Origin of the sequence: Pseudomonas cavernae (genome assembly GCF_003595175.1) — a bacterium.
GTDB classification, from domain to species: domain Bacteria; phylum Pseudomonadota; class Gammaproteobacteria; order Pseudomonadales; family Pseudomonadaceae; genus Aquipseudomonas; species Aquipseudomonas cavernae.
Genome location: NZ_CP032419.1, coordinates 2733243 through 2747030, shown reverse-complemented (window position 1 = coordinate 2747030; position 13788 = coordinate 2733243). Strand labels below are relative to the sequence as shown.

Sequence of the window (13788 nt, the reverse complement as noted above, 5' to 3'; positions counted from 1 at the left end):
ACTCAGCCTCGTAAGGAGACTCGACATGAAAAAACTTACCAGCCTCTTCGCCTTTGCCGTTCTCGCCGCCAGCGCAGGTATGGTGCAAGCTCGTGATCTGGGCCCGGACGAAGCACTGCGCTTGCGCGACGCGGGCACCATCCAGTCCTTCGAAAAGCTCAATGCGGCGGCGATTGCCAGGCACCCAGGGGCGACTGTCAAAGAGAGTGAACTTGAGGAGGAATATGGGCGCTACATCTATCAGGTCGAGTTGCGTGACCCGCAAAGTGCACAGTGGGATCTGGAGCTGGATGCCACTAACGGCCAGATCCTCAAGGATCACCAGGACGACTGATGAAGCCTCTTGTCCGCTATAGCGGCATTGTGGCCCTGATCCTCGGACTCCTCCTGTTGGCGTTCGAGGTGCAGGCGCGCGACTTGGATCAGGATGAAGCGCTCAAGTTGCGTGAGGAGGGCGTGATACAACCCTTTGACACGTTGCTCAAGCGCGCCCTGGAACATTATCCCGGGGCGCGTCTGCTAGAAATCGAGCTGGAAGAGGAAGACGACATCTATGTTTATGAAGTGGAACTGCTTACGGCCGATGGCCTAGTGCGTGAGCTGGAGTTGGATGCCCGTAATGGGCGGATCCTGAAGGATGAGGAAGACTAGATGCGTTTGTTGTTGGTGGAGGATCATGTGCCACTGGCCGATGAATTGCTCGCAGACCTCGGGCGCCAGGGCTATGCAGTGGACTGGCTGGCCGATGGGCGCGACGCGGTCTACCAGGGGGCCAGCGAACCTTACGATCTGATCATTCTCGATCTCGGCCTGCCGGGTAAACCTGGCCTGGAAGTTCTGCGGGAATGGCGCGCTGGTGGGCTGGCGACGCCAGTCCTGATCCTTACCGCGCGCGGTTCCTGGGCTGAGCGAATCGACGGGCTGAAGGCCGGTGCCGACGATTATCTGACCAAACCGTTTCACCCCGAAGAGCTGCAGTTGCGCATCCAGGCGCTGCTGAGGCGCGCCCATGGCGTGGCCAACCAGCCGCACTTGGAGGCCGCCGGTCTGCAGTTGGATGAAAGCCGGCAATGCGTGAGCCGGGCGGGGGACGAGATCGATCTCACGGCTGCCGAGTTCCGCCTGTTGCGCTATTTCATGCTGCACCCCGGGCAGATTTTGTCGAAGAGCCATCTGGCCGAACACCTGTATGACGGCGAAAGCGAGCGCGACTCCAACGTGATCGAGGTGCATGTCAACCACTTGCGCCGCAAGCTCGGTCGTGACGTGATCGAAACCCGTCGTGGCCAGGGTTATCGCTTCAGCGGAGTAGCCGAGTGAGGTCGATTCAGCGCCGTTTGACTCTGGGGCTGCTCGGCGTCTTGGTGGTGGTGGGCCTGGTCCTGGCGCAGAGCAGCCTGTGGTTGTTCGATCTCGGCCTGCGTCGCTATCTGCAGGCCGCATTACGAGATGATGCCGAGAGCCTGCTGGTCGCACTGGTGCGCGGCCCGCAAGGCATCCAGCTGGACGAGCAGCGCCTCGCTCCAGGTTATCAACGCCCTTTTTCCGGGCACTATTTCCGGATCGACTTCATCGACGAGACGTGGCGTTCTCGTTCGCTGTGGGATCGGGGACTGGACAAGCCGGCTCTGGTCGGGATGCAAGGCGAATTGGCTGACGGCCCCCATGGCCAGTTGCTGCTGGTCTATCGGGGTGACTACCAGCGCTTTGGGCAACAGTTGTCCATCAGCGTGGCGGAAGATTACAGCCCGGTGCTGGCCAACTTTCGTCGTTTGCAGCTGATAGGCCTGAGCGTGGGCGGCGGTGCACTGTTGCTGATTCTGTTACTGCAGCGCCTGATCGTGCGGCAAGCCCTGCGCCCGTTGGAGCAGACCCGCCAGCAGATCGCCCAATTGCAGCAGGGCCAGCGCGGTCAGTTGGACAACCAGGTACCCCAGGAGCTTGAGCCACTGGTTCGCCAGATCAACCACCTGCTGACGCATACCGAGGACACCCTGAAACGCTCGCGCAATGCCCTGGGTAATCTCGGCCATGCGCTGAAAACGCCGCTGGCGGTGCTGCTGAGCCTGGCCAGCCGCAGGGAGCTGCAGGCTTATCCGGAGTTGCGCGAACAGCTCGAGTTGATCGAGCAGCGCTTGGCCCGTGAACTGGGCCGCGCACGATTGGCGGGGGAGGCGTTGCCTGGCGCGCATTTTGATTGCGGCGAGGAACTGCCGGGGCTGTTTTCCACGCTGGCGATGATCCATGACCGCGGGCTCGATCTGTCGTGGCAGGCACCACCGGGCTTGCGTCTACCCTGGGATCGCGAAGACTTTCTCGAGTTGCTGGGCAACCTGCTGGACAACGCCTGCAAGTGGGCCGGCAGTCAGGTGCGCTTGAGCATCGAGACGGTGACCGGTGGTTTTCGCGTGCTGGTCGATGATGACGGGCCCGGCATTGGCCCTGGGCGGCGCGAGGAAGTGCTCAGCCGCGGGGTGCGGCTGGATGAACAGGTCGCCGGGCATGGCCTGGGCCTGGGCATCGTGCGCGATATCGTGGAAGCCTGGCAGGGCCGCCTGCAATTGCAGGACAGCCCGCTGGGCGGCTTGCGGGTCAGCATCGAGCTGCCGGTGCGGGCCGGGTTGGGGCGTGCTGCCGAGTGATAGTCCGGCGCGCTGAGCGGTGACGCTTGGCCGGCTGGGCCTTACATGCCGTTGGCGAAGGCCGGGTTGCCCATGTCGATGGACTCGCGCACTGGCTTCAGCGCGCGGGCATATTTCACCAAGATATCCAGTGCGTAGTCGCTGCGTGCACGCAGCCGACGATCATCCTCGCTGCTGGCTTGTGCCTCGTTCAGCACGCTTTCGGCGTGGCGCACGATCAGGTGTTCGGGGAGGTAGCAGAGCCGGCAGTTCTTGTAGCCGGAGGCCCGCAGTTCGCTGATCGGATAGGCACCACCACCTCCAGAGGACACACCGACCAGCAGGCCCGGTTTGTGCGCCAGCTCGACCTTGCCGGCATAGAGGAAGAAGTTCTTGATCGCCGGGCCGGCCATGCCGTGCCATTCCGGGGCGATGATGATCACCGCATCGGCGGCCTGCAGTTGCTCGGCATACTGGCTCCACGGTCCGCTGTGTTCGGCGGGCCAGAGTGGTAGCGGGCCGGCGCCGAGATCGATGAGGCTGCTCTGGGCTGCGCTGGTGTGCTGCAGCTCGATCAGGCGTTGCCGCAGGTAGCGGGCGATCTTGGTCGACTGGCTGTTGATGCGGCTGGAGCCAGCGACGATGGCGAAATTCAGCATTCTTGAGGTTCCCTTCGAATGATGACGCGCAGGCTAATGCGGCGCAGCCGAGCGGGCAAATGGTGGGGCGTCAGGCTGGTGGTCGAATGACGCCAGCGGCTGTTCGGGAGCCTGGGGCAAGCGCCCCAGGGCAGCCAGGCAACTCGCGTTGCCGGCTGCTTTGCGGCGGGCTATACGCGGAACTGGTCCATCAGCCCCTGTTGATGGTTGGCCAGGCTGTTGAGCGACTGGCTGACGCGGGCCGACTCGTCGGCCTGGCCGGACAGCGACTCGGTGACGTCGCGGATGGTGGCGACGTTACGGTTGATCTCCTCGGCCACCGCGCTCTGTTCCTCGGCGGCGCTGGCAATCTGCAGGTTCATGTCGGTGATCACCGAAACCGCCTCGCCGATGCGGCGCAATGCGGCGACCGCCAGTTCGACCTGTTCGACACTGCCTTGCGCTTGCTGGTGGCTGTTGTGCATCGAGCTGACCACCTCGCGCGTGCCATTCTGTAGGCCTTCGATCACCTGACGGATTTCCTCCACCGAGTCTTGAGTGCGTTTGGCCAGGTTGCGCACCTCGTCGGCGACCACGGCGAAGCCACGTCCGGCTTCGCCGGCGCGAGCGGCTTCGATGGCGGCGTTGAGGGCGAGCAGGTTGGTCTGCTCGGCGATGCCGCGGATCACCTCGAGCACCGAGCCGATCTGCTCGCTGCTGACCGCCAGGCCTTCGACCTGGCTCATGGCACTGCTCATGTCGCGGGCCAGGGCGTCGATGGTGCTGGTGGTGCGATCGATCACGCCAAGGCCTTCGCGGGTGGCGTGGTCGGCGCCGCGAGCGGCCTCGGCGGCCTGCGCCGCACTGCGCGCGACATCCTGGGCGGTAGCGCTCATCTCGTGGGAGGCGGTGGCGACCTGATCCACTTCACGATATTGCTGCTGCATGCCGGAGCTGGTCTGGCTGGCGATGACGGCCGACTGGTCGGCGGTGCCGCGGGCATCCTGAACCGAGCGTTTGACGTCGGCGATGATCGGTTGCAGCTTGTCGAGGAAGCGGTTGAACCAGCCGGCCAGTTCGCCCAGTTCATCCTGCTTGTCGTAGTCGAGGCGGCGGGTCAGGTCGCCCTCGCCGCTGGCGATGTTGCGGAGCATGGCGGCCACATTGAGGATCGGCCGGGTCACGCCGCGCGCGGTCAGCCACATCAGCAGCAGGCCGAGCAGCACGGCCAGCAGGCCCATGCTCAGGGCGAACAGGCTGTCGGACAGGCGGCGGTCATCCAGTTCGGCTTCCAGCTTCTGCGCCGGACCGAGCAGCGCTTGCTGTGGTACCTCGAGCAGCACGCTCCAGGGCTTGGACTCGGGGATCGGCAACAGCGGCTGCAACACGCGCAGCATGCCGTCGTGGTGCAGGACCTGGGCCTGCCCCTGGCTGCTGAGGCTCATTAGCTCCGCGGCTTGTTCGCCATAGGCTTTACCGGCCGACTTACCCAGCTGTGCGGCATCGCGGCTATGACCGGCGAGCAGACCGGCCGGGCTGATGATGCTGACGTGCCCCTGGCCCTCGTAGAGCTCCTGGTTGGCCGCGAGGCTGAGCTGCTGCAGGCTGGCGAGACTGATGTCGACACCCAGCACGCCGATGATCTTGCCATTTTGCTCCAGCGGGAAGGCGATGCTGGTCATCAGGGTCGGCTGACCGTTGACGTCGTCGACATAAGGGTCGATCAGGCAGGTCTTGCCGGTGTCGCGCGGGCAGGTGTACCAGGCGTTGTAGGGCGAGCCGTTGTCGCCGACCGTGGTGTCGTTCAGCAGCTTTTCCGTCAGTGCTTCAGATTCCAGTTGGCCGGGCGTGCCTTGTGACCAATAGAGGGCGAAGCGGCCCTGGTCATTGCTGCCGAGCTCGGCCTGGTTGGCGAACAGCTCGTCTTTGCCGTCCAACGCGTTGGGCTCGAATACCACATAGAGGCCGAGCAGGGCCGGGTTGGCATCGAGGGCACCACGCACTTGACGGGTCAGGTCTTCACGCAGGTCAAAGGCGTCGAGAAAGCGTTTTTCCGCCTGCTCGCGGAGGAACAGAACCTGACGGGAAAACCCCTTGCCATATTGGTAGGCATCCATGAAGTAGCGCTGGATACGCAGCGATTGGGTCTCGCCGCGGGCCTGCATGCGCGAGAGGGCCGACTCTTCGAGCATCTGCGAACTGGAGGCCTTGACCATTTCGGCACTGCGTTTGGATTGGTAGAGCGACGCGCCCACCAGCAGGGTCACTATGGCGAGTAGACAGAGGCCGGCCAGCAGGGTGATTTTCCATTGGATGGAGAGACGACTGGGAAACATGCGGAGCACCTTCATTTGTCGGACTACAGACTCTCTATCGGCGCAGTCTGGGAATTCTTGACTTAAGCTTGTGCGCCGCAGGGCCACCAGGCGCTGCTCAGACGCAGCAGACTCAATACAGCAAGAACTGTGCTGAACAACCGCTTAGTTTCGTGTTGACGCTGGTCCACCTTTTAGCCGGTGCGAATGAGCAATTGCGTCATCTGCAACAGATTGTCGCGCCTATGCAACAGAAGATGTGTTGCTAACTACTGCTTAGGCAGTATTATCTTGGCTGTATTGCTGCCTAGACAGATATTAGCCTTGTCATGAATCACTACAGCCCCGCCGACTTTCCCTTTTCCGGCTCCATCGGCCACTACTTGGGCAGTGCCGCACTGCTCAAGGATCGGCTGCTGGATAGCCATTTGGCCTCGTTGGAAATCAGTGCCGCGCAGTTCAAGGTGCTGATCTACATCTACCTGGAAAAGGCCAACACCCCCGCAGACCTGTGCCGCCTGCTGTCGGTCGACAGCGGCTCGATGACGCGCATGCTCGACCGCCTGGAGAAGAAGGGGCTGTTGCATCGCAAGCCATGTCCAACGGATCGCCGCTGTGTGCGCCTGACGCTGAGCGCTGCGGGGCAGGCGGTTTGTCAGCAAACTCCGGAAGTGGTGGCCAGGGCCATGAACGAACTTGCCCGCGGGCTTAGCCATGACGAGCTGCAAAGCCTGCTCGGTCTACTGGAAAAAATGTTGCAACCGCACACCACGGCTGCGGCGGAGCGTTGACCATGTGTAGTTTCAACCGATTTACCCGCACTCTGCCTATGTCCGCGCTGTTGAGTTCGCTGCTCATGCTCAGCGCCTGTGTGAGTCCCAATGGCCTGGAGCCGCAGGGCAAGCCCCTGGATATTGCGGCCTTGCAAGCCGGGAAAAGTCTCTCCGGGGTGCCGCTCTCGCCTGCCAACTGGCCGCATCAAGACTGGTGGCAGGTGCTGGGCGACCCGCAGCTCAGCGGTTTGATCGAGCAGGCGCTGCAAGGCACGCCCGACCTGCAGATTGCCGATGCCCGGGCGCGTCAGGCCAGCGCCCAGGCCATGGCCGAAGATGCCGCGCGCTTACCGACCGTGACTGCGACTGCCAGCTATGCCGGCTCACGTTTGCCGGAAAGCCTGGTGCCGCAGCCCCTGGGGGGCAGCTTTTCGGCGGTGAAGTATCTGTCGTTGGGGTTCAATTACGATTTCGACCTCTGGGGCGGCCAGCGCGCCGCCTGGGAGGCCGCACTGGGGCAGGCGCGCGCCGCGCAGGTCGATCGGCAGGCCGCGCGGCTGAACTTGTCCGCCAATGTCGCGCGTGCCTACAGCCAGCTCGGTTACGCCTTTATCGCCCGCGATCTGGCGCGCGAGGAACTGCAGCGCGCCGAGCATCTGGTCAAGCTCAGCCAGCAGCGCATGGATGCCGGGCTGGACAGCAAGGTGCAACTGCAACAAAGCCAAACCCTGCAAGCCAGCGCCCAGCAGCAACTGGCGGCGACCGAGCAGCAGATCGACAGTGAGCGCGTCGCGCTCGCGGTCCTGCTCGGCCAGGGGCCGGACCGCGGTCAGCAGATCGACCGTCCACAGGTGTTGCAGCCGACGGCGCTAGCCTTGCCGTCCAACCTGCCGGCGGAATTGCTTGGCCGGCGTCCGGACGTGATCGCCGCGCGCTGGCGGGTAGAAGCGGCGAGCAAGGGCATCGAGGCGACCAAGACCGAGTTCTATCCCAACCTCAACCTCAGTGCCATGGCGGGCCTGCTGGCCAGCCACGGTGGCGACCTGTTCCAGGGCTCCAGCCGTTTCTATCAGGTGGCGCCGGCGATTTCCCTGCCGATCTTCGACGGCGGCCGCCGCCGTGCCGATCTGGCCGGCGCGGACGCCGATTACGATCTCGCCGTGGCCCAGTACAACAAGGCGCTGGTCAGCGCCCTCGGTGAGGTCAGCGAGGATCTCAGCCAGCTGCGTTCGTTGCAGCGGCAGATCAGTGCCCAGCAACAGGCCCGCGACATCGCCAAGTCCAACTTCGCCCTGGCCACGCGGCGCTATGGCGAGGGCATCGGCAACTACCTCGACGTTCTCAGCGTCGAGCAGCAGCTGCTGGTCAGCGAGCGCTTGCTGGCTGAGCTCAATGCCCAACAACTCGACACCTCCGTGCGCCTGGTACAGGCCCTAGGCGGTGGTTTTCAACCCGATCAAGGCCCGCTCGCCCAAGTGGCGCGCCCGGCTGCCGAATAACCGAGGCCCTTTCCATGAGCACGCAAGAAAATACGACCCCAAGCAACTCGCAGCGCAAACGTCTATTACTCCTGCTGTTGCTGGTGATCACCGCCGGCGGCCTCGCCAGTCTGGGCTGGGAGCTGTTGCTCGGGCGCTGGAGCGAAGAGACCGACAACGCCTACATCGGCGGCAATGTGGTGCAGATTACCCCGCAGGTGGTCGGCACCGTGGTCAGCATCGGCGCCGACGATGGCGATCTGGTCCAGGCCGGTCAGGAGCTGGTGAAGTTCGACCCCAGCGATGCCGAGATCGGCGTGCAGCAGGCCGAGGCCAATCTGGCCCGCAGCGTGCGTCAGGTGCGCGGGCTGTTCAGCAACGTCGATGGCCTCAAGGCTGAGGTGGCGGCCAAGAAGGTCGCGCTGGACAAGGCCAAAGCCGACTATGCGCGGCGCAAGAATCTGGCCAAGGACGGGGCGATCTCCCAGGAAGAGCTCGCCCACGCAGAAGATGCGCTGAACTCGGCGCGCAGTGCGCTCACCAGTGTCGACCAGCAACTGAATACCGGTCGCGCGCTGATCGACGACACCGTGATTGCCTCGCATCCGGATGTCAAAGCAGCGGCGGCGAAACTCCGCGAGGCTTATCTGGATGACTCGCGCACCACTATCGTCGCGCCGGTCAGCGGCTATGTGGCCAAGCGCACCGTGCAGCTCGGTCAGCGGGTGCAGCCGGGTACGCCGCTGATGGCGGTGATTCCCCTCGACGAGGTGTGGATCGACGCCAACTTCAAGGAAACCCAGCTGAAGAAGATGCGCATCGGCCAGAGCGTGCAGATCGAGTCCGACCTCTATGGCGACGAGGTGCAGTACAGCGGCACCGTCGATAGCCTCGGCGTCGGTACCGGCAGCGCCTTCTCGCTGCTGCCGGCGCAGAATGCCAGCGGCAACTGGATCAAGATTGTCCAGCGTTTGCCGGTGCGCATCCGCATCAATCCGGCCGAATTGAAGGAGCACCCGCTGCGCATCGGTTTGTCGATGAAGGTCAAGGTGGATCTGCACGACCAGAGCGGCCCGGCCCTGGCCCAACAGCCACCGAAGCAGGCGGTGTTCGCCACCGAGGTCTATCAGCAGCAATTGGCCGCCGCCGATCAGTTGATCGAGCAGGTGATTCATGCCAATGGCCCGCAAGGCGCCCGCAAGACAGCCCTGCGCTGAAGGTGCCCCTGCTACCATGAGCGATCAGAATACGGCCAGCTTCACGCCGCCGAGCTTGGCGCTGGCAACCCTCGGCTTGTCGCTGGCGTCCTTCATGCAGGTGCTGGACGGCACCATCGCCAACGTCGCCTTGCCGACCATCGCCGGCAACCTGGGGGCCAGTTCGGAGCAGGGCACCTGGGTGATCACCTCGTTCGCGGTGAGCACTGCCATTGCGCTGCCGTTGACCGGCTGGATGAGTCGGCGGTTCGGCGAGGTACGCCTGTTCATCGGCGCGATACTGCTGTTCATGCTGGCGTCGTTTCTCTGCGGTATCGCCCAATCGCTGGAAAGCCTGGTGGCGTACCGCGTGCTGCAAGGCTTCGTTGCCGGTCCCTTGTATCCAGTCACCCAGGCGTTGCTGTTGGCGATCTATCCGCCGGCCAAGCGTGGCATGGCCCTGGCGCTGCTGGCGATGGTCACGGTGGTGGCGCCCATCGCCGGGCCACTGCTGGGCGGCTGGATCACCGATGCCTACAGCTGGCCGTGGATTTTCTTCATCAACTTGCCGATTGGCTTGTTCTCCGCCCTGATCGTCTACCAGCAGCTACGCAAGCGGCCGGTGACGACCCAGCGGGTGCCGATCGACTACATCGGCCTGTTGGCGCTGATCATCGGCGTCGGCGCCTTGCAGTTGGTGCTGGACAAGGGCAATGATCTCGACTGGTTCGAATCCAACTTCATCGTTGTTGGCAGCATTGTCGCGGTGATCGGCCTGGCGTTTTTCCTCATCTGGGAGTTCACCGAGCGTCATCCGATCGTCAATCTGCGCCTGTTCCGCTACCGCAATTACAGCGCCGGCACCCTGGCGCTGGTTTTCGGCTATGCGACGTTCATGGGCATCAGTCTGTTGTTGCCGCAGTGGTTGCAGACGCAGATGGGCTATACCGCCAGCTGGGCGGGCCTGGCGGCGGCACCGATCGGGATAGTGCCGGTGTTGCTGGCGCCGTTCATGGGCCGCTACGCGCACAAGTTCGACCTGCGCGTACTGGCGACCCTGGCGTTTCTCGCCATGGCGGGCAGCTGCTTCATGCGCGCGCAGTTCACCCTGGAGGTGGATTATCTGCACATCGCCCTGGTGCAGTTGTTCATGGGCATTGGCGTGGCGCTGTTCTTCATGCCGGTTTTCAGCATCCTGCTGTCCGAGTTGCCGCAGGATCAGATCGCCGACGGTTCGGGGCTGGCCACCTTCCTGCGCACCCTCGGCGGTGGCTTCGCGATGTCGCTGACCACCTGGATCTGGGTCCGTCGCTCGGAGCAGCATCATGCCCAACTCACCGAGCACATCAGCCTGTATGAGCCGACCACGCGGGAGACGCTCGCGCAGATGGGGGGGCTGACACAGCAAAACGCGGCGAGCCTCGATCACATGATCAGCAGCCAGGCTTTCCTGATGTCGACTGTCGATTACTTCACCATGGCCGGCTGGGTCTGCCTGGGCTTGAGCCTGTTGATCTGGCTGGCCAAGCCGCCGTTCGTGGCGAAGGCGGCCGCCGCGGCCGACGCGCACTAGCCTCCGCACTTCAATCGGCCGTTGATTTAACGGTCGACTAGCGGGGGAGGCGAGGTGCGGCATGATCCACGTGCGGTTGCGCTTCCTGTCTAGTCGGGAGCCATCCCGGTAATGTGGCGAGTTTCTGATAGACACAAAAAACCCGGCCTAGGCCGGGTTTTTTGTTTTTCGCGAGGCTTAGCCAGCCAATGCCAGACCAGCATACTGGACCAGTTCCAGCAGCGGCTGCGGGTACACACCCAGCACGAAGGCCAGCAGCGCAACGAACAGCAGCATGATGCCGCCTGCGCGTTGCGCCCAGTGCAACTCGGCATCGTGACGCAGCAGGTTGGGCTCGACCAGGAACAGGGCGACCATCACCCGCAGGTAATAGAATACGCCGATGGCGCTGCCGATCACTAGGGCGGCGAGCAACCACCATTGCTGCGACTGCACGCCGACGGCGATCACGTAGAACTTACCGATGAAACCGGCCGTCAGCGGAATGCCGGCCAGCGACAGCATCATCACGGTGAGCACCGCGGTGAGGTACGGACGGCGCCAGAACAGGCCGCGGTACTCGTACAGCGCATCGCAATCGCGGCCGCTGTAGGGCGTGGACATCAGGGTGATCACGCCGAAGGCGCCGAGGCTGGTCAGTACATAGGTCGCCAGGTACACGCCGATGGCCTCGACCGCCATGCCCTTGCTGGCGATCAGCGCGATCAGCAGGTAACCGAAGTGGGCGATGGAGGAGTAGCCGAGCAGACGTTTGAGGTTGCTCTGGATCAGCGCCAGCAGGTTGCCGATCAGAATCGACGCTACCGCAATCAGCGACAGCACGACGTTCAGCAGCCCCTCGTTGGCCGCCGGGGAGATCTGGAACAGGCGCAGCAGCACGGCGAACACGGCGACCTTGCTGGCCGTGGCGAGGAAGGCGGCGACTGGTGCCGGCGCACCTTCATAGACATCCGGGGTCCACAGGTGGAAGGGCGCCAGCGACAGTTTGAACGCCAGGCCGACCAGCATCAGGCCGATGCCCAGTTGGGCCAGGGCACTCTGCATCCCTGTCGCCGCGAGTTTGGCGCCGATGCCGCTGAAGCTCAGGGTGCCGGCATCGGCGTACAGCAGGGCCATGCCGAACAGCAGGAAGGCCGAACCGGCGGCGGACAGCACCATGTATTTGATGCCGGCCTCCAGCGAGCGCTTGTTGAAGAAGGCGTAGGCGATCATGCCGTAGGTCGGTACGGACAGCAGCTCCAGACCGACGAACAGGCCCGCCAGGTTCTGGGCGCTGACCAGCACGATGCCGCCTGCCGCAGCCAGGAGGATCAGCAGATACAGCTCTTCACGGTTGCCCGGATAGCCTTTGCCGTCCTGCTGCCCGCCGAGGTAGGCATGCGCCAGGGTCACGCAGGCGAGGGTGGCGACCAGAATCAACGCGATGTAGAAGCAGGCGAAGTTGTCCACCTGGAGCAGGTCGGTGACCGCCAGTGGCGCGACCCTGATCGCCGGAATGATCGCCAGCAGCGCCAAGTTGAGGCCGATCACCGACAGCACGAAGGTCAGCGAGTGGTTGCGGCGCCAGGCAATGCCGAGCATGACCACCACCAAGGTGGCGCTGGTCACCAGCAGTGGCAGCAGGGCGATGAGGTGTTGAGTGGTGAATTCCATAGCGCTGCTTACCGAGCCGAAGCGAGTTGAGTGAAGGCGGTGGTGAACCACTGCTGGACGCCGTGCATGCTGGCGGCCGAGGTATCGAGCACCGGCTGCGGGTAGATGCCGAGGAGGATCAGCAAGACCGCCAGACCGACGATCATGCCCATTTCTCGCGACTTCAGGCCGGCGAACTGGCGCTCGTCCTTGGCCGGGCCGAAATAGGCACGGTGGATCATGATCAGCGCGTAGACCGAACCGAACACCAGGCCGCTGGCGGCCAGCACGGTGATCCAGGGCGCCACTGGGAAGTTGCCGACCAGGATCAGGAACTCGCCGACGAAGTTGCCGGTACCCGGCAGGCCGAGGGCAGCGGCGGCGAAGAACAGGGTCAGCGCCGGCAGGTACGGCAGACGCGCCCAGACACCGCCCATCTCGCGCATGTCACGGGTGTGCAGACGCTCATAGAGCTGGCCACAGAGGATGAACAGCGCGGCTGCCGACAGGCCGTGAGCGAGCATCTGCACCACGGCGCCCTGCAGGGCGATCTGGCTGCCGGAGTAGATGGCGATCAGCACGAAGCCCATGTGCGAGACGCTGGAGTAGGCCACCAGGCGTTTGATGTCGGTCTGCGCAAACGACAACAGGGCGCCATAGACGATGGCGAACACCCCGAGCCATTGGGCGATCGGCGCAAACTCGGCCGAGGCGTTGGGGAACAGCGGTAGGCCGAAGCGGATCATGCCGTAGGCGGCGGTTTTCAGCAGAATCCCGGCGAGGTCGACGGAACCGGCAGTCGGTGCCTGGGCATGGGCGTCCGGCAGCCAGGAGTGCACCGGCACCACCGGGAACTTCACCGCGAAGGCGGCGAAGAAGCCGAGCATCAGCAGGTATTCGGTGCGCGGTGCCATTTCGGTCTTCAGCAGTTCGGCGTAGCTGAAGGTCAGCACGCCGGTCTGGCTGTAATGGACAAACACCAGGGCGAGGATCGCCACCAGCATGGTCAGGCCGCTGGCTTGGGTGTAGATGAAGAACTTGGTGGCGGCGTTGATGCGCGACTTGCCCTTGCTGCCGCTATGACCCCAGAGCGCGATGAGGAAGTACATCGGCACCAGCATCATTTCCCAGAAGAAGAAGAACAGGAACAGGTCGACGGCGAGGAACACGCCAACCACGCCGCCGAGGATCCACAGCAGGTTGAGGTGGAAGAAGCCGACGCGGGTCTGGATCTCGTTCCACGAACACAGCACCGAGAGCACACCGAGCAGGCCGGTGAGGCTGATCATCAGCACCGATAGGCCGTCCAGCGCCAGGTGCACGCTGATGCCGAAGCGATCGATCCATGGCACTTGGAATTCGGCCGCCCACTGCGGCGCGGCGCCGGGGGCCGGGGCCAGGCTGAAGTCGCCGGTCGCCCACAGCCACAGGCCAAGGGCGAACAGCAGGGTCATGCTCAGCAGAGCGATCCAGCGCACCAGGGGGGCGCCGAAGCGCTCGCCTTGCCAGCACAGCAGGCCGCCAATAAAGGGAATCAGGATTAGCCAGGGCAGAATCATGAC

At 63.8% G+C, this 13788-nt stretch carries 12 protein-coding genes; 8 read left to right on the top strand and 4 right to left on the bottom strand.

The genetic code is table 11. The features are described from left to right. Window positions 1-25 precede the first annotated feature (25 nt). From D3880_RS12525 to D3880_RS12510, 4 genes are read left to right on the top strand one after another with little or no spacing between them, the layout of a single operon-like run. On the top strand, window positions 26-334 hold the full coding sequence (locus tag D3880_RS12525; RefSeq protein ID WP_119893756.1) for a PepSY domain-containing protein: 309 nt from the start codon (window positions 26-28) through the stop codon (window positions 332-334). Continuing rightward, complete coding sequence (locus tag D3880_RS12520; protein ID WP_119893755.1) at window positions 334-651, top strand: PepSY domain-containing protein; 318 nt, start codon at window positions 334-336, stop codon at window positions 649-651. Before D3880_RS12525 ends, D3880_RS12520 begins: the two co-directional genes overlap by 1 nt. Beyond that, entirely contained in the window at window positions 652-1320 is a 669-nt protein-coding gene (locus D3880_RS12515; protein ID WP_119893753.1) for a response regulator transcription factor, read from the top strand. Further along, the gene (locus D3880_RS12510; protein ID WP_119893752.1) at window positions 1317-2642 is read left to right on the top strand and encodes an ATP-binding protein; all 1326 of its coding nucleotides are present in this window, start codon (window positions 1317-1319) and stop codon (window positions 2640-2642) included. Before D3880_RS12515 ends, D3880_RS12510 begins: the two co-directional genes overlap by 4 nt. Window positions 2643-2683: 41 nt before the next feature. Here the strand turns inward: D3880_RS12510 and D3880_RS12505 are convergent, their stop codons facing one another. Together D3880_RS12505 and D3880_RS23505 are read right to left on the bottom strand one after the other, a co-directional pair. Then, window positions 2684-3280 carry an NADPH-dependent FMN reductase gene (locus tag D3880_RS12505; protein WP_119893750.1) on the bottom strand — a complete coding sequence of 199 codons (597 nt, stop codon included), beginning with the start codon at window positions 3278-3280 and terminating at the stop codon, window positions 2684-2686. A 170-nt stretch (window positions 3281-3450) separates the two neighbouring features. After that, window positions 3451-5595: a methyl-accepting chemotaxis protein gene (locus D3880_RS23505; protein ID WP_119895733.1), complete on the bottom strand. Its 2145-nt coding sequence runs from the start codon at window positions 5593-5595 to the stop codon at window positions 3451-3453. A gap of 308 nt (window positions 5596-5903) precedes the next feature. On the opposite strand from D3880_RS23505, the gene D3880_RS12495 reads away from it, so the two are divergent. The 4 genes from D3880_RS12495 to D3880_RS12480 are packed head-to-tail and all read left to right on the top strand — an operon-like array spanning window position 5904 to window position 10594. After that, a complete protein-coding gene (locus D3880_RS12495; protein ID WP_119893748.1) occupies window positions 5904-6365 on the top strand; it encodes a MarR family winged helix-turn-helix transcriptional regulator in 462 nt (153 codons plus the stop codon). A 38-nt stretch (window positions 6366-6403) separates the two neighbouring features. Then, the gene (locus D3880_RS12490; protein ID WP_274381164.1) at window positions 6404-7846 is read left to right on the top strand and encodes an efflux transporter outer membrane subunit; all 1443 of its coding nucleotides are present in this window, start codon (window positions 6404-6406) and stop codon (window positions 7844-7846) included. A gap of 14 nt (window positions 7847-7860) precedes the next feature. Beyond that, entirely contained in the window at window positions 7861-9042 is a 1182-nt protein-coding gene (locus D3880_RS12485; RefSeq protein WP_119893746.1) for an HlyD/EmrA/EmrK family protein, read from the top strand. 16 nt (window positions 9043-9058) lie between these two features. Further along, a complete protein-coding gene (locus tag D3880_RS12480) occupies window positions 9059-10594 on the top strand; it encodes a DHA2 family efflux MFS transporter permease subunit (protein ID WP_119893745.1) in 1536 nt (511 codons plus the stop codon). A 177-nt stretch (window positions 10595-10771) separates the two neighbouring features. Here D3880_RS12480 and nuoN read toward each other — a convergent pair whose 3' ends face one another. Next, window positions 10772-12247, bottom strand: a complete 1476-nt coding sequence (gene nuoN / locus D3880_RS12475; RefSeq protein ID WP_119893744.1) for an NADH-quinone oxidoreductase subunit NuoN — start codon at window positions 12245-12247, stop codon at window positions 10772-10774. Window positions 12248-12255: 8 nt separating this feature from the next. Continuing rightward, the gene (gene nuoM, locus D3880_RS12470; protein WP_119893743.1) at window positions 12256-13785 is read right to left on the bottom strand and encodes an NADH-quinone oxidoreductase subunit M; all 1530 of its coding nucleotides are present in this window, start codon (window positions 13783-13785) and stop codon (window positions 12256-12258) included. Window positions 13786-13788 lie beyond the last annotated feature (3 nt).